At 66.5% G+C, this 25,341-nt stretch carries 27 protein-coding genes and 1 tRNA gene; 8 read left to right on the forward strand and 20 right to left on the reverse strand.

Translation table 11 applies throughout. From position 1 onward, the window contains the following. Positions 1-124: 124 nt before the first annotated feature. The 10 genes from ureG to B5520_RS09300 form a co-directional block, all read right to left on the reverse strand. Positions 125-742 (reverse strand): urease accessory protein UreG, encoded by a 618-nt coding sequence (gene ureG / locus B5520_RS09255; RefSeq protein WP_079596777.1) that lies wholly within the window; start codon positions 740-742, stop codon positions 125-127. A gap of 27 nt (positions 743-769) precedes the next feature. Next, the gene (locus B5520_RS09260; RefSeq protein ID WP_079596778.1) at positions 770-1,438 is read right to left on the reverse strand and encodes an urease accessory protein UreF; all 669 of its coding nucleotides are present in this window, start codon (positions 1,436-1,438) and stop codon (positions 770-772) included. A gap of 129 nt (positions 1,439-1,567) precedes the next feature. Then, positions 1,568-2,053: an urease accessory protein UreE gene (ureE, locus tag B5520_RS09265; RefSeq protein WP_079596779.1), complete on the reverse strand. Its 486-nt coding sequence runs from the start codon at positions 2,051-2,053 to the stop codon at positions 1,568-1,570. A gap of 15 nt (positions 2,054-2,068) precedes the next feature. Then, positions 2,069-3,826, reverse strand: coding sequence for an urease subunit alpha (gene ureC / locus B5520_RS09270; protein ID WP_079596780.1), 1,758 nt, complete (start codon positions 3,824-3,826; stop codon positions 2,069-2,071). After that, positions 3,823-4,152 carry an urease subunit beta gene (locus tag B5520_RS09275; protein WP_079596781.1) on the reverse strand — a complete coding sequence of 110 codons (330 nt, stop codon included), beginning with the start codon at positions 4,150-4,152 and terminating at the stop codon, positions 3,823-3,825. Before B5520_RS09275 ends, ureC begins: the two co-directional genes overlap by 4 nt. An 11-nt stretch (positions 4,153-4,163) precedes the next feature. Then, positions 4,164-4,466, reverse strand: a complete 303-nt coding sequence (locus B5520_RS09280; protein ID WP_079596782.1) for an urease subunit gamma — start codon at positions 4,464-4,466, stop codon at positions 4,164-4,166. Between the two features lie 117 nt (positions 4,467-4,583). Beyond that, complete coding sequence (locus B5520_RS09285; protein WP_079596783.1) at positions 4,584-5,141, reverse strand: cysteine hydrolase family protein; 558 nt, start codon at positions 5,139-5,141, stop codon at positions 4,584-4,586. Between the two features lie 78 nt (positions 5,142-5,219). Further along, positions 5,220-6,224, reverse strand: a complete 1,005-nt coding sequence (locus B5520_RS09290) for a LacI family DNA-binding transcriptional regulator (protein WP_079596784.1) — start codon at positions 6,222-6,224, stop codon at positions 5,220-5,222. 134 nt (positions 6,225-6,358) lie between these two features. Next, entirely contained in the window at positions 6,359-6,949 is a 591-nt protein-coding gene (locus B5520_RS09295; RefSeq protein ID WP_079596785.1) for an HhH-GPD-type base excision DNA repair protein, read from the reverse strand. Positions 6,950-7,031: 82 nt separating this feature from the next. Next, a complete protein-coding gene (locus tag B5520_RS09300) occupies positions 7,032-8,522 on the reverse strand; it encodes an arabinosylfuranosidase ArfA (protein ID WP_104443469.1) in 1,491 nt (496 codons plus the stop codon). Positions 8,523-8,915: 393 nt separating this feature from the next. Between B5520_RS09300 and B5520_RS09305 the strand changes: the two genes are divergently transcribed. Continuing rightward, the gene (locus B5520_RS09305) at positions 8,916-9,824 is read left to right on the forward strand and encodes a GAF and ANTAR domain-containing protein (RefSeq protein ID WP_079596787.1); all 909 of its coding nucleotides are present in this window, start codon (positions 8,916-8,918) and stop codon (positions 9,822-9,824) included. Positions 9,825-9,913: 89 nt separating this feature from the next. Here the strand turns inward: B5520_RS09305 and araA are convergent, their stop codons facing one another. The 3 genes from araA to araB all read right to left on the reverse strand — a co-directional run bounded on the left by araA (position 9,914) and on the right by araB (position 13,935). Further along, positions 9,914-11,434: an L-arabinose isomerase gene (gene araA / locus B5520_RS09310; protein WP_079596788.1), complete on the reverse strand. Its 1,521-nt coding sequence runs from the start codon at positions 11,432-11,434 to the stop codon at positions 9,914-9,916. Between the two features lie 66 nt (positions 11,435-11,500). Further along, on the reverse strand, positions 11,501-12,196 hold the full coding sequence (locus B5520_RS09315; protein WP_079596789.1) for an L-ribulose-5-phosphate 4-epimerase: 696 nt from the start codon (positions 12,194-12,196) through the stop codon (positions 11,501-11,503). Next, complete coding sequence (araB, locus tag B5520_RS09320; protein WP_079596790.1) at positions 12,193-13,935, reverse strand: ribulokinase; 1,743 nt, start codon at positions 13,933-13,935, stop codon at positions 12,193-12,195. The genes B5520_RS09315 and araB overlap by 4 nt, the downstream gene beginning before the upstream one ends. Before the next feature lie 183 nt (positions 13,936-14,118). On the opposite strand from araB, the gene B5520_RS22395 reads away from it, so the two are divergent. After that, positions 14,119-14,604, forward strand: a complete 486-nt coding sequence (locus B5520_RS22395; RefSeq protein WP_104443465.1) for a hypothetical protein — start codon at positions 14,119-14,121, stop codon at positions 14,602-14,604. Positions 14,605-14,662: 58 nt separating this feature from the next. Here B5520_RS22395 and B5520_RS09330 read toward each other — a convergent pair whose 3' ends face one another. From B5520_RS09330 to B5520_RS09350, 5 genes are all read right to left on the reverse strand, one after another. Beyond that, on the reverse strand, positions 14,663-15,553 hold the full coding sequence (locus B5520_RS09330) for an anti-sigma factor (RefSeq protein WP_079596792.1): 891 nt from the start codon (positions 15,551-15,553) through the stop codon (positions 14,663-14,665). Further along, complete coding sequence (locus B5520_RS09335; RefSeq protein ID WP_079597006.1) at positions 15,540-16,118, reverse strand: RNA polymerase sigma factor; 579 nt, start codon at positions 16,116-16,118, stop codon at positions 15,540-15,542. The genes B5520_RS09330 and B5520_RS09335 overlap by 14 nt, the downstream gene beginning before the upstream one ends. Before the next feature lie 50 nt (positions 16,119-16,168). Next, positions 16,169-16,912, reverse strand: a complete 744-nt coding sequence (locus tag B5520_RS09340) for a class F sortase (protein WP_079596793.1) — start codon at positions 16,910-16,912, stop codon at positions 16,169-16,171. 127 nt (positions 16,913-17,039) lie between these two features. Then, a complete protein-coding gene (locus B5520_RS09345; protein ID WP_079596794.1) occupies positions 17,040-17,876 on the reverse strand; it encodes a DUF4397 domain-containing protein in 837 nt (278 codons plus the stop codon). 133 nt (positions 17,877-18,009) lie between these two features. Further along, complete coding sequence (locus B5520_RS09350) at positions 18,010-19,032, reverse strand: LacI family DNA-binding transcriptional regulator (RefSeq protein ID WP_079596795.1); 1,023 nt, start codon at positions 19,030-19,032, stop codon at positions 18,010-18,012. Positions 19,033-19,163: 131 nt separating this feature from the next. Between B5520_RS09350 and B5520_RS09355 the strand changes: the two genes are divergently transcribed. Together B5520_RS09355 and B5520_RS09360 are read left to right on the forward strand one after the other, a co-directional pair. Next, entirely contained in the window at positions 19,164-19,769 is a 606-nt protein-coding gene (locus B5520_RS09355; protein WP_079596796.1) for a M23 family metallopeptidase, read from the forward strand. 135 nt (positions 19,770-19,904) lie between these two features. Then, positions 19,905-20,615, forward strand: coding sequence for a DUF4397 domain-containing protein (locus B5520_RS09360; protein ID WP_079596797.1), 711 nt, complete (start codon positions 19,905-19,907; stop codon positions 20,613-20,615). A gap of 413 nt (positions 20,616-21,028) precedes the next feature. On the opposite strand, the gene B5520_RS09365 is transcribed toward B5520_RS09360, so the two are convergent. Further along, positions 21,029-21,101 (reverse strand) — tRNA-Lys (locus B5520_RS09365). A gap of 177 nt (positions 21,102-21,278) precedes the next feature. Between B5520_RS09365 and B5520_RS09370 the strand changes: the two genes are divergently transcribed. The 4 genes from B5520_RS09370 (at position 21,279) to B5520_RS09385 (ending at position 24,441) form a co-directional block, all read left to right on the forward strand. Beyond that, positions 21,279-21,938, forward strand: a complete 660-nt coding sequence (locus B5520_RS09370) for a hypothetical protein (RefSeq protein ID WP_079596798.1) — start codon at positions 21,279-21,281, stop codon at positions 21,936-21,938. 303 nt (positions 21,939-22,241) lie between these two features. Continuing rightward, positions 22,242-22,859 carry a DUF47 domain-containing protein gene (locus B5520_RS09375; protein WP_079596799.1) on the forward strand — a complete coding sequence of 206 codons (618 nt, stop codon included), beginning with the start codon at positions 22,242-22,244 and terminating at the stop codon, positions 22,857-22,859. 1 nt (position 22,860) lies between these two features. Then, positions 22,861-23,874 carry an inorganic phosphate transporter gene (locus tag B5520_RS09380; RefSeq protein ID WP_079596800.1) on the forward strand — a complete coding sequence of 338 codons (1,014 nt, stop codon included), beginning with the start codon at positions 22,861-22,863 and terminating at the stop codon, positions 23,872-23,874. A 165-nt stretch (positions 23,875-24,039) separates the two neighbouring features. Continuing rightward, positions 24,040-24,441 carry a hypothetical protein gene (locus B5520_RS09385; protein WP_079596801.1) on the forward strand — a complete coding sequence of 134 codons (402 nt, stop codon included), beginning with the start codon at positions 24,040-24,042 and terminating at the stop codon, positions 24,439-24,441. An 85-nt stretch (positions 24,442-24,526) separates the two neighbouring features. Here B5520_RS09385 and pstB read toward each other — a convergent pair whose 3' ends face one another. After that, entirely contained in the window at positions 24,527-25,306 is a 780-nt protein-coding gene (gene pstB / locus B5520_RS09390; protein WP_079596802.1) for a phosphate ABC transporter ATP-binding protein PstB, read from the reverse strand. Positions 25,307-25,341 lie beyond the last annotated feature (35 nt).

The following is a 25,341-nucleotide window of genomic DNA, read 5'->3' on the forward strand; positions in this document are numbered from 1 at the left end:
TCAGCGGACGCGGGTGATAGGGGCCGCGGCGTGGCGGGCACCGCGAAGCGGGCACGGCCCCTATCACCCGCGGGCGCAGGCCCAGGTGCGATGAACGCCTTAGGCGCGGGGGCCGCCGTCGTGCTCACTGGGCGAGGTCGAGCATCAGGACGTCACGCCGAACCCATTCGATGACGGCGTCGAGTCCTTCGTCGGTTTTCAGGTTGGTGAAGCAGAACAGCTTTTCCCCGCGGAATTCCTTGGAGTCCCGTTCCATGACTGCGAGGTCCGCGCCGACGTGGGGTGCGAGGTCGGTTTTGTTGATGATGAAGAGGTCGGACTTGATCATGCCCTGGCCGGCTTTGCGGGGGATCTTCTCGCCTTGGGCCACATCGATGATGTAGATGGAGAAGTCGACGAGTTCAGGGCTGAAGGTGGCGGACAGGTTGTCGCCGCCGGATTCGACGAAGATCACCTGCAGGTCGGGATGGCGGGCTTTGAGTTCCTCGATGGCGGCGGTGTTCATGGAGGTGTCTTCGCGGATGGCGGTGTGCGGGCAGCCGCCGGTTTCGACGCCGATGATCCGGTCCACGGGGAGGATGCCATTGGCGGCGAGGATTTTGGCGTCCTCGATGGTGTAGATGTCGTTGGTGATGGCGGCCATGGAGATTTCGCCGCTCATGTGCCGGGTGAGGCGCTCCACGAGCTGGGTCTTGCCTGCGCCGACGGGTCCGCCGATGCCGATCTTGATGGGTTCAGACATGTGTCCTCCTTTGAATCACAAGCACAGTCAGCTCATGAACATCCGGGCACGTTGGCGTTCGTGCCGCATTTGCGAAATTTCCAGTCCGGGCGTCACGGCCCCGAAGTCGTCCGGCGTGAGGTGGGCAATCCGTTCGACGGCGGCAGCAACGTCGTCGGCCGCTTGCCGCAGGAGCCGCTGGCCTGCGTTCTGGCCGAGCGGGATGGCCCGGACGGCGTTCTGGGTGAGCGACGTGACGGTGGCAAAAAGATAGGCAGCGAGCGCCTCCGGAAGCGGCACGCCAAGTGAACGGGCGACGACGGCGAACGCCAACGGCTGATGCCCCGCAGCCCGGCCACCGGTCACCAGCTCCCGGTAGGATGCGAGCTCATCCGAGGGAAACACCTCACCCCCAATCTCCAGCAACCGGAGCCCCATCTTCACGGAAGCCTCCCGAACCTGCCGAGGCAACAGCGAAGCAGACAAAAGAGCATCCAACTCCTCCAGGTCCACGCCCTCATACAAGAACCGAATGGCAAGCCCATCAGAGTAAGAAAGCGACTGCGAGATAAAGGCACCGAGCCACACCCCAAAAGACGCCTCATCACGAACCACACCGGCGTCGACATAGGTCTCAAAGCCAAGAGAGTGCGCAAAGGCCCCGGTAGGAAGCGCAGAGTCAACGAGCTGCTGCAGCGCCAGCTGATAACCGCTCACTGAACCACCGCCAGAGGTGAGGAACGCAAGCGACGCGAGGGATATGGGGCCGCGGCGTGGCGGGCACCGCGGAGCGGGCACGGCCCCATATCCCTCGCGGCGTCCCCAACCGCACCCGCGGTGGAAACTTTAGTGACTGTGCTCAGCATGGCGGAAAGGAACAGGCATGACGCGTTCCTGCCGGGAGTAGGGCACGGCGACGTGGCGAAGGTAGTCCTCGACGGTGTGGTCGTAGGCGCACACCATGACGTCGGCTTCGTACTCCGACGACGAGTCGAAGAACTGGGCCTGGAGGTGCCGGTTGCCGAGGGAGTGGGCCACGACGCCCATTTCGTGGATGGACCGGGGTGCGATGACCAGGACGTCGGTGGGCAGCACGGACACCACGATCATGTTGGAGTCCTCGACGTGCAGGATGTCGCCGTCGCGGAGGTCGCCGGAGCCGGACGGCAGCCGGATGCCGATTTCCTTGCCGTGGTCCGTCGTTGCGCGTTGGATCCGTTTGACCAGCTGGGCGCTGGGCAGCACCACTTTTTCCTGGTGCAGGCCTGCGTAGGCGGCGAGGTCGGTCGCGGGCAGTTCATGGAGGTTGCCGAGGACTTTGTCGATGATCATGTGGGCTCCGGAAATCTAGAAGAGGAAGTAGCGCTGGGCCATGGGGAGGACGTCGGACGGCTCGCAGGTGACGTCCTCGCCGTCGACCGTTACCTGGTAGGTTTCCGGGTCCACCTGGATGTCCGGGGTGGCGTCGTTGTATTTCAGGTCCGCTTTGGTGAGGGTGCGGATCCCTGAAACGGGCCGGATGATCTTCCCGAGCCCCAGCTCTTGGGGGACGCCGGCGTCGATGGCCGCCTGGGACAGGAACGTGATGGACGATTGCTGCACGGCCTTCCCGTACGCGCCGAACATCGGCCGCATGGTCCGGGGCTGCGGTGTGGGGATGGAGGCATTTGCGTCGCCCATGAGCGCGTAGGCGATCTGCCCGCCCTTGATCACGAGCTCCGGTTTGACGCCGAAGAACGCGGGATCCCAGAGGACAAGGTCGGCGAATTTCCCTTCCTCCACGGAGCCGATGGAGTCCGCGATGCCCTGCGCGATGGCCGGGTTGATCGTGTACTTGGCCACGTAGCGCTTGAGGCGGAAGTTATCGCTGCCCGCCGAACCGTGGAGCCCGGCAGCGCTGTCCCCCCGGGGGTCTTCCAGCACACCCCGCTGCTTCTTCATCTTGTCCGCCACCTGCCAGGTGCGGGTGATCACCTCGCCCACGCGGCCCATGGCCTGCGAGTCGGAGGAGGTGATGGAGAAGATGCCCAGGTCCTGCAGGACGTCCTCGGCGGCGATGGTCTCGGCCCGGATCCGGGAGTCGGCGAAGGCCACGTCCTCCGGGATGTCCGGGTTGAGGTGGTGGCAGACCATCAGCATGTCCAGGTGCTCTTCGATGGTGTTGCGGGTGTAAGGCAGCGTGGGGTTGGTGGAGGCCGGCAGGACATTGGGCATCCCGGCGATTTTGATGATGTCCGGGGCGTGCCCGCCGCCGGCGCCCTCGGTGTGGAAGGTGTGGATGACCCGGCCGTCGATGGCGCGGATGGTGTCCTCCACGAAGCCGCACTCATTGAGGGTGTCGGTGTGGATGGCCACCTGGACGTCGTATTCGTCGGCCACTTTCAGGGAGGTGTCCATGGAGGAGGTCGTTGAGCCCCAGTCCTCGTGGACCTTGAGCCCGATGGCACCCGCACGGATCTGCTCGGCGAGGGGTTCGACGGCGGACGCGTGGCCCTTGCCGAACAGGCCGATATTGACGGGGAGCCCCTCCGCCGCCTGCAGCATCCGCTGGATGTGCCACTTTCCGGGCGTGACGGTGGTGGCCTTGGTGCCTTCGGCAGGGCCGGTGCCGCCGCCGATCATGGTGGTGATTCCGCTGGTCAGTGCGGTGGGCACCTGGTCCGGGGAGATGAAGTGGATGTGCGTATCCACGCCGCCGGCGGTGAGGATCTTCCGCTCCCCCGCGATGATTTCGGTGCTGGCGCCGATCACGATGTCCACGCCGTCGGTGATCTGCGGGTTGCCGGCTTTGCCGATCCTGAAGATGTGGCCGTCCCTGATAGCCACGTCGGCCTTGTAGATGCCGGTGTAGTCGAGGATCACGGCATTGGTGATGACGGTGTCCGGGACGTCTTCGCCGGAGCCGGCGCCATCCCTGGTGACCTGGCCGTTCTGGCCCATGCCGTCCCGGATTACCTTGCCGCCGCCGAACACCACTTCCTCGCCGTACACGGTGAGGTCTTTCTCGATCTCGAGGAACAGTTCGGTGTCGGCCAGGCGGACTTTGTCGCCCGTCGTTGGGCCGTACAGGTCGGCGTACTGCCGCCGGGGAATGTCGAAGCTCATTTGTCGCCCGCCTTCGCGTCTGTCAGCGGGCCGTTGACGGCGTTGCTGAGTCCGTACACTTCCCGGGTGCCGGCCAGTTCGATGAGCCGGACAGTCCGGGAGTCCCCCGGTTCAAACCGGGCGGCAGTTCCGGCGGGAATGTCCAGCCGGCGGCCGTAGGCGGCGTCCCGGTCGAAGGTGAGGGCGGCGTTCGCCTCGGCGAAATGGAAATGGGACCCCACCTGCACGGGCCGGTCGCCGGTGTTGGTGACCGCAACTTCGACCGCATCGCGTCCGGCGTTGGCCGTCACGGGCTCGGGCCGAAGAATGTACTCCCCTGGAATCATGGCCTGCCCCTTTAGCGGATGGGATCGTGGACGGTGACGAGCTTGGTGCCGTCCGGAAAGGTTGCCTCGATCTGGACGTCGTGGATCATCTCGGGCACGCCCTCCATCACGTCGTCACGGGCGAGCAGCGTGGTGCCGTAGCTCATCAGGTCAGCCACGGTGCGGCCGTCGCGGGCGCCTTCGATCAGCTCGTAGCTGATGATGGCCACAGCCTCGGGGTAGTTGAGCTTGAGGCCGCGGGCCTGGCGCCGGCGGGCGAGGTCGGCGGCCACCACGATCATGAGCTTTTCCTGCTCACGTGGCATCAGATGCATGAGGGTCCCCTTCAACGGCCTGTGGACGGCGTGGGACCCACAGTAGGTGCCGAACGTTTCGGCCACGTTTCGGGGGTGTAATCCGGGGCTCTACGTGCCCTTCCCCCCATTAGCGGCCTACTTTGCCTCACTGAGGCGGGCGAGGATCTCGTCGGTGGACTGGACCGGCTGGCGGTAGCTGGTGGAGAGGATGCGCAGCATGTCCTTTGCGTCCTGGTTGTCTTCCGAGGCCATGGCATCCTCGGCGTAGGTGACCCGGATGTTGTGGGCGAAGGCGTCTGCCCCGGTCTGGGCGATGCAGTTGTGGGTGGAGACGCCGGCCAGCACCACCTCGTCCGCGCCCCAGTTCCGCAGCCGGGACAGCAGGTTGGTCCCCACAAAGGCGCTGTCACGGGTCTTGTTCAACTGGGGCAGGCCATCCTTCGCCAGGCCGGGAACAGCCTCGGCCTGCTTGCTGCCGCGGAAGATGAAGCCCTGGTCGTCGTCGAGCATGTTCAGCGTCCAGGTGGACTTGTCCCGCTCGTGCTCCGTGCCCACCAGCAATGCCTTGTGGCCGCTGGACGTGAACCCCTCCACCAGCCTGTTGCAGGAGGCGACCAGCTGCTCCTGCCGGGCCGCCAGCTCCGGTGCTTCGAAGTACGCGTTCTGCATGTCGATGACAAGAAGAGCAATCATGGAGGCACCTTTCCCTTGTTGAACCGGTGCCCAATCCGTACCCGCCTGTGGGGCCGGCGAAACCTGTGGAGACGGATCCTAGGGCGCGGATTCCCGGATTTTCAGCTCGAATCCGGCCTCCACGTGAACGCCCGTGGCGGCGGTCTCGTTCCCTGCGATCCTGTCCAGGAGCAGGCCGATGGAGCGTTCGGCAATCTCATCCATGCCCGGGGAAACGGTGGTGAGGGAGGGCGAGGCAAACCGGGCTTCATCGATGTCGTCGAAGCCTGCCACGGCAACGTCCTGCGGAACCCTGACTCCACGGATCTGCAGCTCGTGCAGGGCGCCGAGCGCCAGCACGTCGTTGAGGCCGAACACGGCGTCGAAGCGGACGCCGGCGTCCAGCAGCCCTGCCAGGGCGGTTGCCCCGTTGTCGCGGCGCCACACTGCCGGTGCCACCAGGGCCGGATCAAACGGGACCCCCGCCTCCTCCAGCGCCGTGCGGTAACCGTTGAGCCGCAGCCCGGCACTGCCTGTTGACTCCCCGGGATGGGCGCCGATCACGGCAATGCGGCGGCGGCCGCTGCTTAGCAGGTGGGTGGTGATGGCAGCCGCAGCTTCCCGGTTCTTCATGGTGACCAGGTCAAAGCGCGGATCAACGATGTGTTCACCGAGCATCACCAGGGGCTTCTTTCCCACCCGGGCGGCGACGGCATCGGCGTCGATGGCCAGCGGGGTGAACAGCAGGCCGTCGGTGAGCTGCCGGAACGGCCCCTGCAGGGCATTCAATTCCACGCTGCCTTCGGCGTCGGACTGTTCCACCAGGACGCGGTACCCGCGCTGCGCGGCCGCCTTCATCAGTTTGGACGCAAGCTCGGCGTAGTAGGGCGCGGAGAGATCGGACAGGACCAGGCCGAGCATGGAGGTTTTTCCGGACCGCAGGCTCCGTGCGGTGAGGTTCGCTTCGTAGCCCAGCTCGGCGATGGCGTCCTGGACCCGCTGCTTGGTGGCAGGGCGGATGAACTCGTAGTCATTCAGGACGTTGGAGACCGTCTTGAGCGACACACCCGCCGCCCTCGCTACGTCGTTCATGGTGACCGCCATGTCTGGCTCCTTCGTGTGGTTCCGCCGGTTTCCGGGATACATCGTTGCAGAGAAAGGCCTCCGCACGGGAACCGCCCGTCACAAGGGAGTCCCCGGCTTCCGGTCCCTTCCCCCGACGGCGGTCCGCGGGCGGGTCAGTCCTTGGCCTTCGCCGCTTTCGCTGCCGCCTTGGCGGCCTGCTTGCTGGCGCGCACCTTGACCAGGGATTCGGGATCCACGATGTCCGCGACGGACAGGTAGGCACCCTCCTCGCCGTAGTGCCCGGCGGCCTCACGCCAGCCCGGCGCCTGAAGTCCGCGCTGCTTACCCAGCAGGGCAAGGAAGATCTTTGCCTTCTGCTCACCGAACCCCGGCAGGGCCTTCAGCCGTCGGAGCACTTCCGCACCATCCGGGCCGCCCTTGGTCCAGATCGCGGCGGCGTCGCCGTCCCACTCACTCTGCACTGCCTCGGCGAGCGCCTGCACCCGCGCGGCCATGGAACCGGGGAAACGGTGGACGGCCGGCCGTTCCTTGAACATTTCCACGAAGGCCTGCGGATCGTGGGCGGCGATGGCTTCGGGTTGCATGGACCCGATCCGGGTCTTGATCTTTTCGGGCCCGGCAAACGCGGATTCCATGGTCACCTGCTGGTCCAGCAGCATGCCGGTCAGCAGGGCGAAGTCGTCCTCGCTCAAGAGTTTGTCCGCGGCGGGGTCGCCCGTGATGTGCAGTTCCATGCGGTCCATCCTCCCAGAGGTGGGCAGGGGCGTCAGCGGGTGCCGGATTGTTGCATCGGGCACCCCGCCGGGCTTGGTCCCGCCAGGCGGGTTATCCGCCCACGGCCAGCCTGATCATGGACCAGGACACAGCGGGCAACTCGGCGGTGAGGAGGCCGCCGTCGGCCTTTGCCGTGACGTTCTCCGTGGGAAGCACGGAGGTGGAATCATCAGCGGTGGCCTGCCAGTACGGGTCCTTGTTCGTGTAGGTGACGGCCTCCACAACGCGCACCGTGCCCAGTCCGGACACCACGGCGTCCAGGCGCAGCGCGTCCGTCACCGAGCGGTTGACGGCGAACACCACGGCCTCGCCCTTCTCCGCGTCGTAGGTGGCGACGGCGGAGACCGCGGCGAAGTCTGCGGTCTTGCCGCCGCTCAGCAGCGGGGACTCGACGGCGAGCTGCAGCACGGTGCCGGAGGCATGCCGGGAAGTCAGTGCGAAGGGATGGAACGTGGTCTGCTTCCAGGCGCGCCCGCCCGGCTCGGTCATGATCGGGGCAATGACGTTCACCAACTGCGCCAGGCTGGCGGAATGGACACGGTCCGTGTTGCGGAGCAGCGTGATCAGCAGGTCACCCACGACGACCGCGTCCGCCACCGTATATGTGTCCTCGAGCAGGACGGGGGCCACGGGCCAGTCCTTGCCGGTGGGAGGCTTCGATGCGTCGCGGCTCATGTGCCAGACGTTCCACTCGTCGAAGGAGATGTTCACCTGCCTGGTGGACTTCTTCACCGACTTTACATGGTCGATGTGGCTCACAATGTCATGGATGAACGCCTGCATCCGATGGCCGGCGGAGAGGAATTCCTGCAGGTCGCCGAAGTCCTCGAAGTACTGGTGCGCTGAGATGAAGTCCACCAGCTCGTAGGTCTCCGTGAGCACCACCCGTTCCCATTCCCCGAACGTGTTCATGGTGGGACCGGAGCTGCCGCAGGCCACGAGTTCGAGGTCGGGGTCGAGCATCCGCATGCCACGCGCGGTGTCTGCCGCCAGCCGGCCGTATTCCTGCGCGCTCTTGTGCCCGATCTGCCAGGGCCCGTCCATCTCGTTGCCCAGGCACCACATTCTGATGCCATAGCCGTTCTCCGCACCGTTGGCCCTGCGCTGGTCGGACAGGGCCGTCCCGCCGTCGATGTTGCAGTACTCCAGCAGGTCCAGCGCCTCCTGGGTGCCGCGCGTGCCGAGGTTCACGGCCATCATGGTTTCGATGCCGGCCTTGGCTGACCACTTGGCGAACTCGTCGACGCCCACCAGGTTGGGGTCGGTCGAGTGCCAGGCCAGGTCCAGGCGCACGGGGCGCTTCTCCGCCGGGCCCACTCCGTCCTCCCAGCGGTAGCCGGACACGAAGTTTCCGCCGGGATAACGCACGGTGGAAATTCCCAGTTCCCGGGTCAGTTCCAGGACGTCCTTCCGGAACCCGTCGCTGTCCGCCGTCGGATGCTCCGGCTCAAAAATGCCGGTGTACACACAGCGTCCGAGGTGCTCCACAAAGGCGCCGAAAGTGCGCCGCCGGACCGGTCCCACCGCGAAAGCAGGGTCCATGGTGATTTTCGCCGCGGCTGGTTCTGCTGGGGTCACGAAACATCCTCACTTCTGATTTACAACGTTATAGAAATAATTGTTGGTGCTCGTGCTTCGCGAGTCAAGCGGTCGGGTGACGCGAATCGGAAGGGCGGCATTAATTTCCCGACTGAGAGGTCCGGGCCGCCCACCTGCGGCAACACCGAAAGCAAGTAATCGGCACCCAAAACCAAGTAGTACCTAATCTCAAAAACGAGTACCTCCTACGCGTTCACCGCCCGCGGCCGCCCAACTAAGTTCATCTCAGAGACAAGACGTGTTCTGGCTCGCGGTACTTGCTCACGAGGGGGTGTGAGACTGGCAATGCATGCACGACACATAAGCTCAGGCTTCCCGGTCCGACGGACACGGGTAATGAGCGGGGCCGGCGACGAGGAGGCCTTTGAGACCAAGGCCTCTCCCCCAGCCGTCGCCGGCCCTCTTGTTCCTCCGAGGACCCACACCGCCCGCCCGGCTCCTGCCGTCGGAACGGCCGCCCACCCGGACAAAGCATCCCGGGACGCCAAGCCCCAGGACAACGGAAACCCGGGCCTCCTGCTGGACCTGGTCACGGGCACGGACTCGTTGGCAGAGTCCCTCAACCGGCTGGTGACCGCCTCCGCACAGTCGGTGGTCCGGACGGCAGGGCTCCGCATCGAGTGCGGCGTGGTGGTGCACCAGCCCAAAAGGGCACCTGCCATCACAGGCACCTCCGACGACGTGGTGAAACTGCTGGAATGGGAGCACCAGGCGGCGGAAGGACCGGTGTGCGAGGTGCTGACCGGCGGCCAGCCCGTGGCCGTGCTCCAGCGCAACGGGGACTTCCGCTGGCCGCACTACTGCAACCAACTCCAGCTGACCGGATTCGGCAGCGTGCTGGGCGTGCGGCTGCTGGTGAACAGCAGTGCCGGCAACGATGACGCCGGGGCACAGGAAACTCCCGCAGCACTGGCGTTTTTTGCCCAGGACGCGAAGGCGTTCCCGCTCCAGGTCATCGCCGAAGCCCGCGCTTTCGCCGGCCTGGCAGCCAAGAGCCTGCAGATGGCCATCGACCTGCACACGGCCCGCTCCATGGCCTCAGACCTGCGCTCCGCGCTGGACAGCCGCACGTCGATCAATGTTGCGTGCGGTGTGATCATGGCGCAGAACAGGTGCTCGTACCATGAGGCCTTTTCGATCCTTGCCAAAGCGTCCAGCCACCGGAACATCAAGGTGCGCAGGATCGCCGAGGACATCCTGGAACGGCTTCCGGAAGGTCCGCCGCGCGCACATTTCGGTCACTGACGGCTGACCGCCGAACCGCGGACAGACACAGCAGGCTCCGGAGGCTTTTGGCCCCCGGAGCCTTTGTCTGTCCGGCTCAGGCGTGCAGCCTAGATGCCGCCGGCCAGCTTGTAGTACGCGGCGTTCCAGTTCAGGTCCTTCTTGAACTGGCGGATGGTGGTGCCTTCGTCGATGGTGAGCAGTTCGGTCCTGGCGATCTCCGCGAAGTCCTCGAAGACGTCCATGCCCACCTGCGTGGACAGGACGGTGTGGTGCGCGGCGCCGGCGGTGAGCCAGGCGGCGGCGGAGGTGGCGAAGTCCGGCTTGGGCTGCCACAGGGCGCGTGCCACCGGCAGGTTGGGCAGCGGCTGGTCCAGCGGCACCACGTCGACGGCGTTGGCTACCAGGCGGAAGCGGTCCCGCATGTCGGACAGGGCGACGACGACGCCCGGGGAAGCATCGGCGTCGAACACCAGGCGGACCGGATCCTCCTTGCCGCCGATGCCCAGCGGATGGATTTCAAGCCGGGGCTTCCCTGCGGTCAGCGACGGGCAGACCTCCAGCATGTGCGCCCCCAGGATCTTTTCCGCGCCGGGTTCCAGGTGGTAGGTGTAGTCCTCCATCAGGGAGGCCCCGCCGGGCAGGTCCCCGCCCATCACCTTCGCGGCCCGGACCAGGATGGCGGTCTTCCAGTCACCCTCCGCGCCGAACCCGTAACCGGCAGCCATCAGCCGCTGGACAGCCAGGCCGGGAAGCTGGCGGAGAGCTCCGAGGTCCTCGAACGAGGTAGTGAAAGCTGCGGAGCCATTCGCTTCCAGGAAGCTCCGCAGTCCCAATTCGATCCGGGCGCCATACCGGAGGGACTCGTGGCGGGCTGCGCCTGCGCGGAGCTCCGGAACCACGTCGTAAAGGTCCTCGTACTCTGCCACCAGCGCGTCGACGTCGGACTCGGCAGCGCCGTGCACGGCGTCGGCGAGCTCATTGACGGACCACGTGTTGACCGCGACGCCGAAGCGCAGCTCAGCCTCGGTCTTGTCGCCTTCGGTGACGGCCACGTTGCGCATGTTGTCACCGAAGCGGGTCAGCTTCATGGTCCGCACGGCGGCCCAGCCGGCGGCCGCGCGCTGCCAGGAGCCCACCTGGCGTGCCACCTCGGGGTTGGACACATGCCCGACGACGGTCTTCCGGGCGATGCCCAGGCGGGACTGGATGTACCCGAACTCGCGGTCACCGTGCGCCGCCTGGTTGAGGTTCATGAAGTCGAAGTCGATGTCCGCCCACGGCAGGTCGCGGTTGGCCTGGGTGTGCAGGTGCAGGAGCGGCTTGCGGAGCAGGTCCAGGCCCTGGATCCACATCTTGGCGGGGCTGAAGGTGTGCATCCAGGCGGTCACGCCGATGACGGAATCATCCGAGTTGGCCTCCAGGGCGGTCCGGCGGATGGCGTCCGAGTCGGTCAGGACCGGCTTCCAGACAATGCGCACCGGGACGGCGGAGCTGGCGTTGAGCTGGTTGGCGATTTCCTGCGACTGGGCTGCCACCTGCTTGAGGACGTCCTCACCGTAGAGGTGCTGGCTGCCGGTGAGGAACCAGACCTCGTAACCGTCGAGGGAGGTGTTTGCTGCGGTGCTCATGGGTTCTCCTGGAAAAGTTTCGTGACAACGGCGGGCGCTGTTGCCCGGGGTGTTGCTAACCGGCTGTTATTGGCCGTAGATGTTTTGGTAGCGGGCGTAGAGCGAGTCGATGTGGCCCTGGTCGATGGGCACGGGCTCACCCAGTTGCCGCGAGATGTGGACGGTGCGGGCCACTTCCTCGCACATCACCGCCGCCTTCACCGCCGATGCGGCGTCCTTGCCGATGGTGAACGGACCGTGGTTCTGCATCAGCACCGCGGGTGAGTTCGAGTTCTTTAGCGTCTCCACGATGCCGTGGCCGATCGAATCGTCGCCGATCAGTGCGAACGGCCCCACGGGGATGGATCCGCCGAATTCGTCGCTCATCATGGTGAGCACGCACGGGATGGCCTCCCCGCGGGCGGCCCAGGCCGTGGCGTAGGTGGAGTGCGTATGCACCACCCCGCCCACGTCGGGCATGTGCCGGTACACGTAGGCATGCGCGGCCGTGTCCGACGACGGCGACAGCGCCGGATTGCCCCACTCGCCGTCGTCGTTGCCCGCCACTGGAACGCCGTACAGGTCGGTGACCACCATCTGCTCCGCCGTCAGGGCGTCATAGGACACGCCTGACGGCTTGATGACCATCAGGTCATGGCCCGGTACCCGGGCGGAGACGTTGCCCGCCGTCCACACCACCAGTTCGTAGCGGGTCAGCTCGGCGTGCAGGGCGCAGACCTCTTCCCGGATCCGTGCAATGGTCCCAAGGATTTCCGGGCTCATGCGGACACCTCCTCGGCGACCTGGGTTGTGACTGCCGGGGAACCCGGGAGCGGTCCGGCCGCCCTGCGCTGGATGGCCTTGAGCCGGTGCATCACATCGTTGCTTCCCCGGCCGAAGTAGTCATGCAGGCTCTTGTACTCCTGGAAGAGTTCGTCGTACGCTGCCACGTTTTCCGGGATGGGGGTGTACACCTCGCCCGGCTCCGCTCCCATGGCGGCGGCGGCCGCCCGGATGTCAGCGTACTTCCCGGCGGCGACGGCAGCGTGGATGGCGGACCCGAGCGCCGGGCCCTGCTCCGAGCCAATGGTGGACAGCTGCAGCCCGGTGGCGTCCGCGTAGATCTGCATCAGGAGCTTGTTCTTGAGCAGCCCGCCGGCAACGATGAACTCCTTCACCGGAACGCCGGAGTTACGGAAAGCGTCCACGATGGTGCGGGTACCGAAGGCGGTGGCTTCGAGCAGGGCGCGGTAGGTATCCTCAGGCTTGGTGGCTAGGGTCTGGCCCACCACAATGCCGGAGAGCTCGTGGTCCACCAGGACGGAGCGGTTGCCGGAGTGCCAGTCCAGGGCGATCAGGCCGTGCTCCCCGATGGCCTGGGATGAGGCGAGTTCGGTGAGGTATTCGTGGATCCCCAGGCCCGCGGCCTCGGCGGCCTCGTGGTACGCGGGCGGCACGCCGTACTTGGTGAGCCAGCCGAAGATATCGCCGACGCCGGACTGGCCGGCCTCGTAGCCCCAGAGGCCCTCCACGATGCCGCCGTCCACCACGCCGCACATGCCCGGAACTTCGTGGAGCTCGGTGCCGTTCATGACGTGGCAGGTGGAGGTGCCCATGATCGCCACCAGCTGGCCGGGATCCACCGCCCTTGCTGCGGGGGCAGTGACATGTGCATCCACGTTGCCCACTGCAACGGCGATGCCTTCCGGCAACCCCGTCCACGCGGCCGCTTCGGCCGTGAGGTACCCGGCGGCGTCGCCCAGCCGGCCGATGGTGTGCTCGAGCTTGCTGCTGACGAAGTCCTTGAACTGCGGGTTCAGGGCGGCCAGGAAGTCCTCCGACGGGTAGCGCCCGTCCTGGTAGATCCCCTTGTAGCCGGCCGTGCAGGCGTTGCGGACATACCGGCCGCAGAGCTGCCACACGATCCAGTCCGCGGCCTCCACCCAGTGGTCCATCTCGGCGTACGCTTCGGGATCCTCCTCCAGCAGCTGCAGGCCCTTGGCGAACTCCCATTCAGAGGAAATCAGCCCACCGTACCGGGGCAGCCACTCCTCCCCGCGCTCGGCGGCCAGCTGGTTGATCCGGTCTGCCTGCGGCTGCGCCGCATGGTGGCGCCAGAGCTTGACATAGGCGTGCGGCCGGTCCGCAAAGCCGGGCAGTTCGTTCAGCGGGGTACCGTCGGCCTTCACCGGCACCATGGTGCAGGCGGTAAAGTCCGTGGCAATTCCGACGACGGCGGCCGGGTCGATCCCCGCGTCCGCGACGGCGGCGGGAACGGCATTCCGCAGGACATCCCGGTAGTCGTTCGGCACCTGCAGCGCCCATTCGCCGGGAAGCCGGACGCTTGCCCCGCCCCCTGCCGCGTCCCGGGGCAGGGCATCGGTAACCACTGCATGCGGGTAGTCGAACACGCCGCTGCCGAGCTCCTTGCCGTCCCGCACCCGCACTACGACGGCACGGCCGGAAAGGGTCCCGTAGTCCACGCCGATGACAAAGACGTCCGAGCCGTCCACTGCGTTCATAAGAATGTTCCTCCAATAGCTGCCGCAACATCGCGGCTTGCTCTTAATTGTGAGCGCTAACAAGAACCAAGTCAACAGCTCGACAGCCATCTGCCGCAGTTTCCCTGCAGCCCATGGGTGCTTGGGCTGCAGAATGGGTAAGGACAGGAGGCAGGGAAAGACCTCAACGGACAGGGGAACCACATGCACAACCCCCGGCACCCGGTTCCCGCGGGGAGCGGGGCCCCGGTCTGGCTGGCAGGTCCCCTTGCCACCGGACTTGGCTGGGCCGCGCACGTGGCGTCGGGCGGCCAGTCCCCGGCGGTCCTGATCGTCCTGGCCCTGGCCGCGCTGCTCGGGATGGCCGCGTCCATGGTCGGGCCCCGGCAGCTCCCGGCCTGGGCAATCCTGCTGGCAGCCGGACTTGTGCAGCAGCTCCTGCACCTGGCCTTCGCCGCCTTCTCGGTCTCTTCCGGCGTTCCGCTGCCGGGGCACGGGCATGACGCGGGAGCTCCGCCGGCCGAACCAGGATCCCAGGAAGCTGCGGCCCCGCATTCGCTGCACCTCATGCTGTACGCGCACACGGCCGCCGCGCTGGTAACCATGGCCGTTGTCACGCAGTGGAGCAAGATGGGGAGGTTGGGCCTGCTCTTCCAGGAACGGCGGAAGGAACGCGCCGGGAAGGACTGAAAATCCCGGGCGGCAGGGCCCGGTCAGGAGGCGGCAGGGGCCCCGTCAGGAAGCCGCGTCAGGAAGAGAGCGTTCCCCTGACGATGCTGACGCTGGAGTGCGCGGGGTTGCCGTCAACGGGTTCGTCCGAGACGTCCACGATGGGATAGTCGGCGAGCTCCAGTCCCTCGGGCACCTGGAACGTCCCCGAGTCCGCATTCATCACGCCCAGGCTCACCAGCCGCGAAAGATCGGGAGCGATCAGCCACACTTCCTGGTAGCCCTGCGCCTCGTCCTTGTCGAGGGTGACTTCCAGGGTGCGCGAGCCGCCCGCCGTTTCAACCACCCGCGCCGATCCCGTGGCTGAGTATTCTGCCAGCGGCGTCAGCTGGGCTTCCGCGAGCGGCTGTGGCTGCGGCGGGCGGTTGAGCGCCCAGATCCCGCCCACGGCCACCAGGACCGCTGCCGCAGCCGCGGCCATCCAGGTTCCGGTGCGCTGCCACCAGGCGGGATTCTTTCGCGGGTAGACGTTGGCGTGGGGAGCGTCCGACGGCGGGACGCGGCCCTGCTGTCCAGCGTCCCGGACTGCACGTCGCGGATCGGCCTCCCGAGGGGCGGCACCTTGATCGGCATCCCGAGGGGCGGCGGACTGCACGTCGCCGGCAACCGGCCGTTCCGCATGGGGCAGGGCGGCGTGCTGTTCGGTGCCACGCCGGGCGGCACTCAGCGGATCCTCCTGAACCGACGGTGACAGGCCAAGTTCCCGGTGAATGCCGGCCCATACCTGCGGACCGGGGACGGACAGGCTGCTGGTGTCCGGCGCAGTTTTCACGGCGTCCACGGTGCGGCGCAGCGCCGCATAGTCCGAGGCGCAGGAAGGGCAAACCCTCAGGTGCTCCCTGCTGGCCTCGTCCTCCCAGTCGCCATACAGGGCAAGGAGGCTCAACTCTTCCGGATCAAGGTGCGGCATGGTCAACCTCCAATCTTTTCCTTAGGTGCGTCAGGCTGCGGCGGATGTGGCTCTTGACCGTACCAAGGGGCAGGTCCAGTTTCCGCGAAATCTGCTCGTGCGTCAGGTCTTCGTAAAAGGCGAGTTTCATGATGGAGCCCTGGGGTTCGCCCAACCTGTCCAGTTCCCCGTCCAGCAACAGCCGGTCCGCCAGCGCCTCGGCTGCCTCGGTTCCCGGGCCTGCTTCATCGGCCATCCCGGCACCCACTGCCGCCACGGCCTTGCGCGCTTCCCGTGCGGACGCGGAGTGCATGTCCGAGATGACGTTCCGGGTGATGCCCACGATCCAGGCCGGGAGCCGTGCCACCTGCGGATTGAACGTGCCCCGGGAGCGCCAGACCCGGATGAAGACTTCCTGGGTTACGTCGTCGGCAGCCGCACGGTCCGCCAGCGAGCGCAGGGCCAGGGTGTGGACCAACGGCGCAAATTCACGGTAGGCGGTAGCCAGTGCCTGCTCATCCCCCGCGAGGAAGGAATCGGTCAGCCCGTCTTCCCATCCACGGGAAGGCTGCCCAGGAAGTGTCACGAGGGACTCCTTCCCGGCATCGGTGGCGAGAATCACGGCTGGCTCACCGCTCATTCAAGGACCGCGGTGACAATCACATTGTCGCTGTAGTCCATCCGCTCGTCCAGCCACCTGCCGCCGCAGGTCACCACTTTCAGTTCGTGCGGCCCGGACCTGCGGAACAGTGCCTCGCCGTCAAAGCTGTCCTTGGCCATCAATTCGACCTTGACCACCCGGTAATTCAGGGCGGGAGCACCATCACGCCCCACGCGGATGGCTGTTCCTGCGGCCAGCGATTTCAGCTGCGAAAACGGTGCATTGTCCGACTTTGTGTCGATGTGGCCTGCGATCACGGCAGTGCCGGCCGTTGCTCCGGGGGCAGGGCCAAACCGGTACCAGGCAGCCAGGTCGAACGCGTCCGGGATCTCCATCGCACCTTCGTCCGACACTCCCCCGGGCACCACGGGGAAGTCGATCGACGTTCCGGCGACGGTAAGGGACGTTGGGGCCGGCTCTTGTGGCGCCGCGGCCGGTGGGGTGGCGGGCCGGACCGGGACGACCGGCGCCGCCGCTTCCGGCGATGCCGCGGGAGCGGTGGTGGCGGGAGGCGCAGGCGGGGAGGTTGCTCCGTCCGCTGTGGCAGCCGGACTGGAGGTGGCCGCGGGGCTGGAAGCTGCGGCCGGAGGTTGCGGCGGGGTGGGACCGGCAGGGGCACAGGCGGGAAGAAGCAGCGCGGCCGCCACGAGGAAGGCAGCACCCGCAAAATCGAAAGAACGACGGCGGGACTCCCCTGCCGTCGTCGTACCTCTGTTCATCTCGCTGGCCTTTCCCGCATCACCGGAGGATTGCTGGTGTCGATGGATGATGGCCGGCCGCCGGGTTGCCCCGGGCAGCCGGCCCGCTCCTGCAGTTCGTGAAAACTGCTGTTACTGCTTTTTCTTGTTACCGCTGCTTGCGCAGTCCGCCCAGTGCCCGGGCTGCACCCATGCCACCGAACAGGAGGGCGATCGCGATGGCGCCGAAGCCGAGGGCGATGGCAGCCGGTTCTACCGCTGCTGTCTTGGCGGAGCCGTCAAGGGCGCCCGGTACTGAACCCGGAGCGGAGTGCAGGCCTTCGATGGTCTGGACCGCCAGCTGCAGGTTCTTGTCCGTCAGGCTGCCCCACGCGTAGACGATGGTGTGCGTACCCTCGGCAACGGTGACATCGGCCGGGCCGATCACCGGGGCCGTGGTGCCGGCGGCGGCAACTGCTGCCGGGATGGTTCCGGGATCCAGCGTGAGGGTCTGTTCGTTGGGGTTGGCCAGGTTGCTGATGACGGCGGTGCCGCCGGCCAGGACATCAACGGCGGGGGCAGCTGCGGTATGGCGGACGGTCAGCTTGCCCTTGCCAGCTTCGATCTGCGACACGTTATTGGTGAAGAGGTTGGCGGTGGGCTTTCCTGCGGCGTCCAGGTTGGCGACGGCGGTGTAGTTTCCGTTGGCGGCCAGGGTTACGCTGACGGGCCCGATGACGGCGGCGGAAGCGTCTGCGGCATCCGAGGCCGTGATGGCCAGGTCATAGGCTCCGGCCGGCAGGGCGAGCGGTCCGGCCAGGGTGCCCGGGGTGAAGTCGTCCAGGGTGCGTTCGCCGTTGACCCAGACGTCCACGGTCAGCCCGGGGACGCCGTGCAGCACGGAGAGCTGGGCGTCTCCTTCGGCTGCCTGGGCTGGGCCGGCGAGAGCGATTGCAGCCGCAATTGCCGCTGCACCGGCACCTGCTGTGAAGATCGTGTTGCGCATGTCCTTCTCCTTGATCGGCCCGGCTGGCGGGCGTTTTTTGCTTACACCTCTACTACTGGCGCAGGCCCGGAGTTGGATGCAGATTCATGGAAAATTCTTTGCGCGGATTTTTGCGGTGCGCCGCTGCGGTCCCTTATCCGGCGGCGGCCGGCGGCGCGGTGCTGGCCCGGAGGACCAGTTCCGGGGTGACAACGGTGTAGCTGACGCCTGCCCCGGCTTCGATCTCCTTCAGCATGATGTCCATGCAGCGCCGGCCGAGCTCCTCGAAGTCCTGGCGGACGGTGGTGAGGGGCGGGGTGAAGTACCCCGATTCCGGCTGGTCATCGAAGCCCACGACGGAGACGTCGTCGGGCACCCGGACGCCCGCTTCGGCAAACGCCCGCAGCAGGCCCAGTGCCATCTGGTCGTTGCCCACGAAAACCGCCGTGGCGTTGCGTTTAGCCGCGAGCCTGCGGCCGATGTCGTAGCCGCTGCCGGCGCTCCAGTCGCCTTCCGCCAGGAGGCCGTCAGGGAGCCCGGCCTCCCCGAGGGCCTCCCGCCACCCTTCGGCGCGCTCGCCGGCGTCCGTCCAATCCGGCGGTCCGGAGACGTGGCCGATCTGCCGGTGCCCCAGGCCGATGAGATGCTCGACGGCGAGCCTGGCGCCTTGGCGCTGGTCCACCATTGCCCCGCTGACATTGCTGTTGCCGAGGGACCCCACCGCAACCACGGGAACTGAAAGCTCCATTTCGTCCAGGGCCAGCAGGGTGTCCGAGTGCGGCACCAGCACCACGATCCCGTCCACGGCCTGGTCCATGAAGTGGCTGACGGCGTCCAAAATTGCGTCGCGGCTGACTTCACGCAGCGCGGCGATGCTGACAAAGTAGCCGGCGTCGCGGGCGGCCTGCTCCACGCCCAGGAGCGTGTTGGCCGGGCCGTACTGGGCCAGCTCGCTGGCCAGCACGCCGATGGTCTGCGAGCGCCGGGTCACCAGGCTCCGGGCAGCGGTGTTCCGCCGGTACCCCAGCTCCGCAATGGCCGCCTCCACCTTTTCGCGGGTGGCCTTGCTGACGTTGGGATGGTTGTTGACCACCCGGGAGACCGTCTGATGGGAAACACCGGCAACGTCCGCCACGTCTTCCAGACGCGGCATCCTGCCCTTGCTGCTTTTTGCCATGTGCCTATTGTGGGCGGGGAGGACGCCCACGGCACAACCGGGGCCGTCCGGGGCTTGTTCGCGGATCGGGGCCTTCAAGGTTCTGAACCGCGAACAAGCCCGGGAGCAGCGGGCGGGCCTAGGCTCGGTGCATGACGGTGAACCTCTCCTATCCGTTCACGGGCCGGTGGCTGGTGCAGAACTCCCCCGCGAACCGGGTGCCCAGCCACGGCACGCACCTGTTCGGCACGGGTTATTCAATAGATTTCACGCCCGTCGACGGCAGCGGACGCTCTGCGCCGTTCAGCCTGCTGTCGGCCTTCCGGCCCGAGCGGCCGGAGAAGTTCGTCGGGTTCGGATGGCGTGTGATCGCTCCGGTGGCGGGGACCGTGAGGACGGTCCATGACGGCGAACCGGATCACGGGAGCTTCCGTGGCTTTCCGTCGATCGGCTACGCAGCCACCCAAGCCGGCAGGGTGCGCAGGGGCTGGGTTGGCCTGGGAGGCAATCACGTGGTCCTCGAAAGCAGCGGGGTGTTCATCGCCCTGTGCCACCTCAAGCGCGGGAGCATCCGCGTGCAACCGGGCCAGGCGGTTGTACCCGGCGATCAGGTGGGGACCTGTGGCAACTCCGGCAACAGCACCGAGCCGCACCTTCACCTGCAGGCGATGGACTCCCCCGACCCGGCAGTGGCCGCCCCGGTTCCCATCATGTTCCCGGACGGGCTGCCGCCGAACGGCACAGTCATCCTGGCGTAGCAGCAGCGGGGTGACGCAACCAGCCCCGCGTTTAAGAAGATCCATGAATTTGCATCCACAGAGGACAGTCCGCCGGTAGTAGAGGTGTCAGCACAAACACAGCCCGTCCCCGGGCATCCCTCTGAGGAGTTTGAAATGCGCAAAACACCCATCGCCGCCGGAGCACTGTCGCTCGCAGCCGCACTGACCTTCGCGGCTCCAGCCCAGGCCGGAGGCTGGCACCACCACGGTGAGGACCCAGCCAAGCTCTCGGTCCTGCACGCTGTACCCGACATAACCGTGGACGTGTGGGTCAACGGCAAACTGACCCTGGACGACTTCGAACCCGGAAGCCTCGCCGGTCCCCTGGAACTTGCAGCCGGCGACTACAAAATTGCCATCACCGGCTCCGACGCCCCCAACGCCGACAATCCGGTGATCGGACCCGTTGCCGTTGAACTCGACAACGGCGGAAATTACACTGCGGTGGCCCACCTCGACGCCGGCGGTGCCCCAACAGCCACACTCTTCACCAACGACACCAAGGCTCCCCGCAACGACAATAAAGGCAAGCTGACGGTCAGGCACGTAGCCGCAGCCCCCGCCGTCGACGTCCTGGCCGGTGGAACCGCAGTGATCGAAGGGCTCAGCAATCCTGACGAGGCGACCCTGAAGCTGAAGGCCGGCACCATCTCAGCCTCCGTTGCCGCCGCCGGGACAACCGCCCCCGTGATCGGGCCGGTCGACATCACCGTCGCGGGCGGCAAAAACACGATCATTTATGCCTGGGGCAGCCTGGCTGACGGCAACTTGGCCGCCGCAGTACAGGTTGTTGACTCCGGGAAGAAGTGGCGCGGTGGCCACTGACATCCACTTGTAACGGCGTTCGCAGTAAACGACGGCGCCACCACATCGCATGTGCAGCGGGGTCACCTTACGGGTGGCCCCGCTGTCTTGTCTTGGCCAAACAGGGAGTGCGTGTTCACGGGCTCGGTATGGGCTGAGGGGTCCCTTATGGGTGCCGTCGTCGCAGACGGTCCGCTGGAGCGATATTCCGAACGACCGCATCCTTGAGTTCAGCCAGAGTCAAGGATGCCAGGGCCGGCGCCTTGTTTCCGCCTGGGCGCTCGGAACCACCCGGTAGCGCACATGCGTCACGAGGCGGGTCGCTTACTTCCGTCGGTTCAGGCGTGAGGTTTCCGACGCCGTCCAGCAGCCCCTCGCCGTGCCCGGAAAACCACAGCAGGCCAGAGGCTAATGCCTCTGACCTGCTTAAACGGTGGGCCCTGTGGGGCTCGAACCCACGACCCACGGATTAAAAGTCCGATGCTCTACCAACTGAGCTAAAGGCCCCTGCCGGCTGGTTGGAAACACGCTGCGTCCGCCCGTCCGGCCCAATCCATTTCTGGACGTTAATACTCTAACCCATGGTTCCGGCGTCTCCGCACACAACCCGGGCGCCGCCGTCGGACATGGAAGAGGGCCCCCGGATGCTCGATTTCCATTGCGGCACAGGAGTAGCGTGGGGGCATGAGTGAGCAAGCAGGATCCAGTCCTTACGGCGGCGCGAACCGGCACCACAAGCCCAAACCCTTCGCTCCCATCGACTTCGAACCGTTCGCGGGCGGCGCCGATCCCGCCCGCGTCTCGGAAGCCGCCCACCTTGCCGCCCAGGCGCTGGTCCGCCACGGCCGGGACAGCGACGATCCCGTGGTCACCGAACGGTTGGTGAAGCTCGCCGACGAGCAGGGCCTTGAAGCCATCGCCGAGATGTGGGCCGAAAGTCCCGCCCGTTCACTTCCCGGTGCGCTGTGGCGGCTCTATGCCCTGCGTGCCGCCACCGTCCAGGACCCGGAGCGCATTTCCGTGTACTTCCGTGCGGGCAAGGACACCGCGCAGGTCTCCAATGTGGTGGCAGGTGCAGCCGAGCCTCCCGGCGCGGACGAGATGATCGCCATGGCCGATGCCATCCTGTCCGGGGCGTTCGACGGCGAGTTCGACGTCGCGCTGGAACGTTCCGCCGCTTTCTGCCGCGTGGTAGCCCTCGGCCAGGCAACCATCGCCGATGGCGCCGAGCACGCCAACGAGGCGCACGCCAGCAGGCTGACCCGCAATTCGCACCAGCTGGTCAAAACAGCCGAAGACCTGGAGCACGCCGCCAACGCATGGCGTCTGGGCGAACTGGACTGACCCGTCCCCCGCAGTGGCCCACCTGTCAAGATTGACTTGCGGGCGGCAACGTAGAAAACTGAAACCGGTGCCGAACCGCGAAACCCCCGGGCTTCAACACTCAGCCGCCTAGAGCGGCCTACCGCCGAGAGGCGTATCCGGTTCGGCACCATTTTTCTGCCCGTTTCCTGTCAGCCGATTTTCCGCGGGCCCTTTTCAGCCGTGCAGTTACGGACCGGTAGAGTTAGCGTCAGTTGCCTGCCGGGGTCAAGTCACACGGCGGCAATCCCCGCCCTGTACTTTCCCCGGAGACCGGTAATTACTGTGAAGCTGCGCCTTTTTCCCCAGGAGCCCGCCGGGCTGAACCTCCTCTCTGAGATGGCACAGCAGATTGTGCTGGCCGGCGCCACCCTCGCGGAAATCCTGGGAGTCCCCGCGGCGGAACACGGCAAACTCGTTGAGGACATGCACAACCACGAGGCCAAGTCCGCGGAACTGCATTTCGCCCTCCTGACCCACATGCGCACCAGCTTCGTGAACCCGCTCCCCCGGGAGGACATGTACGCCCTCTCCCGCTACCTCAACGAAGCCATGGAGAAGTTGGACGCCGCCGCGGAGCTGGTGGCCCTGTACAAGCTGGAGCGGCTGCCCAAGCGGGCGGCGGACCAGCTGGAGATCATCAGCCGGCAGGCCGAACTGACCGTGGATGCCATGCGCCGGCTGAACAACCTCGATGACCTTGAGGATTACTGGATCGAAATCCTGCGCCTGGCCAAACGCGCCGAGCGGACGCACCGGGTGTGGGTGGCGGACATGATCAAGGACATGAAGTGGGCTCAGTACTCGCGCAACCGGGACATCGCCATCCAGCTGGTGGAGGTCACCAAGGACATGCGGCGGATCGCCACCCAGGTGGGCAGCATCATCGTCAAGGAATCCTAGGGTGACGCCAGTCATCTTCGGCGTGGTGGTCCTGCTGGCCGCCGGGTTTGCATTCCTGAACGGCTTCCGCGACGTCTCCACCTCGGTTGCGGTGGCCACCCGTACCCGTGCGCTGACTCCCAGCGTCGCGGTACTGCTGGCCGCCTTCTTCAACTTCATTGGTGCACTGCTGAGTGCCACCCTGGCCGTGGCCGTCAGCCAGCACTGGATCACCCTGCCGCCGGGGACGGACGGCCTCAGCATCGTGGTGGCCGGACTGGCGAGCGCCTTCGCCTGGGGGCTGCTGATGTGGTGGCGCGGCATTCCCGCATCCTCCACCCATGCGCTGGTGGGCGGCCTGGCCGGTGCCGGCCTGGCGAGCCTGGCGGTGGGCGGCACCGGCGTGGGCGGCGTGGACCAGTCGCTGCTGTTCCAGGTGGTCCTCCCGCTGGTCCTGTCCCCCCTGGTGGCCTACAGCGGAGCATTCATGCTGGTCTACCCCGCCACCTGGGCGGCACGCCACACCCAGCCCAACGTGGTCAACCAGCGGTTCCGCCGCAGCCAGGCCATCGCGGCGGGAGCCGTCGCCTTCGGCCACGGCCTGCAGGACGGCCAGCGGGTCAGCGCGGTCCTGCTGCTTTCCCTCCTGGCCGCAGGCTATTCCGACGGCGGCACCATCCCCATGTGGGTGGCCCTGCTTTCCGCGGTAATGATTACGGCGGGGACGCTGTTCGGCGGCTGGCGGATATCCCACACCATCGGATACAAGATCACCCGCATCGATCCGCTGCGGGGCTCCGTGGCGCAAATCTTCAGCGCCGTAATACTGTTCCTGGGCGCCATCGGGCTGCACTGGCCGCTGTCCACCACGCATACGGTCACCTCGGCCGTCCTGGGTGCGGGCGAGAACCAGCACTTTTCGGTCACCAACCGGAAGCTGGTGATCCAGATCGTGGGCCTCTGGGTCCTGACACCGGCCGCCACGGCTGCCCTGGCCTTCGTCCTGGCACTGGCCCTTTCCCCGATCGGCGGCTGACCCCCAAAACCCTGTACAGCCGTACGCCGGTGACGTAGATTCGGATGAAGCCCCCTCCGCACTGTCGCCGGGGACTGCCGCCCGCCGCCGCGTGCAGGGCCACGGGCGTTAGCCGCTGCAGGATGCCGGCGGCCCGGATGCACATCGCGGAAATGAGCAGGCATCATGTCTACCTCGAATCCCCGGCACCCCCAGCCACGGCCGCTCCAATGCGGGAACTGCGGAACCGAACACCGGCTCACCATCCACGCCATCATGGCCTTGGGAGCCGTGGGCGGGGACCTGGTCACCGTCTGCTACACCTGCAATGACTGCAACATGTTCCAGGAGCACCTTGCCTACGCCGCCGATGTTGCGGCGGCACTGCACCAGGTGCGCTGGATGGCGAAAGTGATTGTTTTCGGGGACGACTACATCCACTGCGGCTTTCCCATGGAGGAAGCCGAGTTCGAGATCGAGCGGCTCTGCTACCGGAGCAGCACCAGCGGAAGCGGGCTCAGCGCCGTGTGCCTGCCCACCAGGGTGCTGCGCTGCCGCTGCGGGTTCCAGCTGGAAGTCCCGGAATAGCACGGCCGCCACAAGCACACAAAAACGCCGCTGCCGCCCTCAGGCAGCAGCGGCGTTTCCAGCGGTGTTTATCCGAAGCGGATGTTTATCCGAAACGGCCGGAGACGTAGTCCTCAGTGGCCTTCTGGCTCGGGTTGCTGAAGATGGTGTGGGTATCCCCCACCTCGATCAGCTTGCCCGGCTTGCCGGTGCCGGCGATGTTGAAGAACGCGGTCCGGTCCGAAACGCGGGCGGCCTGCTGCATGTTGTGCGTCACGATCACCACGGTGTACTGGTCCTTGAGCTCGTTGATGAGGTCCTCAATGGCCAGGGTGGAGATGGGGTCCAGGGCGGAGCACGGCTCGTCCATGAGGATCACCTGCGGCTCCACCGCGATGGCGCGGGCGATGCAGAGGCGCTGCTGCTGGCCGCCGGACAGCCCCGAACCGGGCTTCTCCAGGCGGTCCTTGACCTCGTTCCACAGGTTGGCGCCCTTCAGCGAGCGTTCCACCAGGACATCCGCCTCGCCCTTGGATATCTTCTTGTTGTTCAGCTTGACGCCCGCCAGCACGTTGTCCCGGATGGACATGGTGGGGAACGGGTTGGGACGCTGGAACACCATGCCGATCTGCGAGCGCACCGTGACCGGGTCCACGCCGGGGCCGTACAGGTTGTCGCCGTCGAGCAGGACCTCGCCCTCCACCCGGGCGCCGGGAAGGACCTCGTGCATGCGGTTCAGGGTCCGCAGGAACGTGGACTTGCCGCAGCCGGACGGGCCGATGAAGGCGGTGACGGACTTGGCCTCGATGTTGATGGTGACGTCCTCCACGGCGAGGAAATCGCCGTAGTACACGTTCAGGTCCTTGACGTCGATGCGCTTAGACATGGTGTTCCTTCACTAACTGGGTATGAATTGAAGTC

It is taken from the genome of Arthrobacter sp. P2b, assembly GCF_900168295.1.
Classification (GTDB): domain Bacteria; phylum Actinomycetota; class Actinomycetes; order Actinomycetales; family Micrococcaceae; genus Arthrobacter.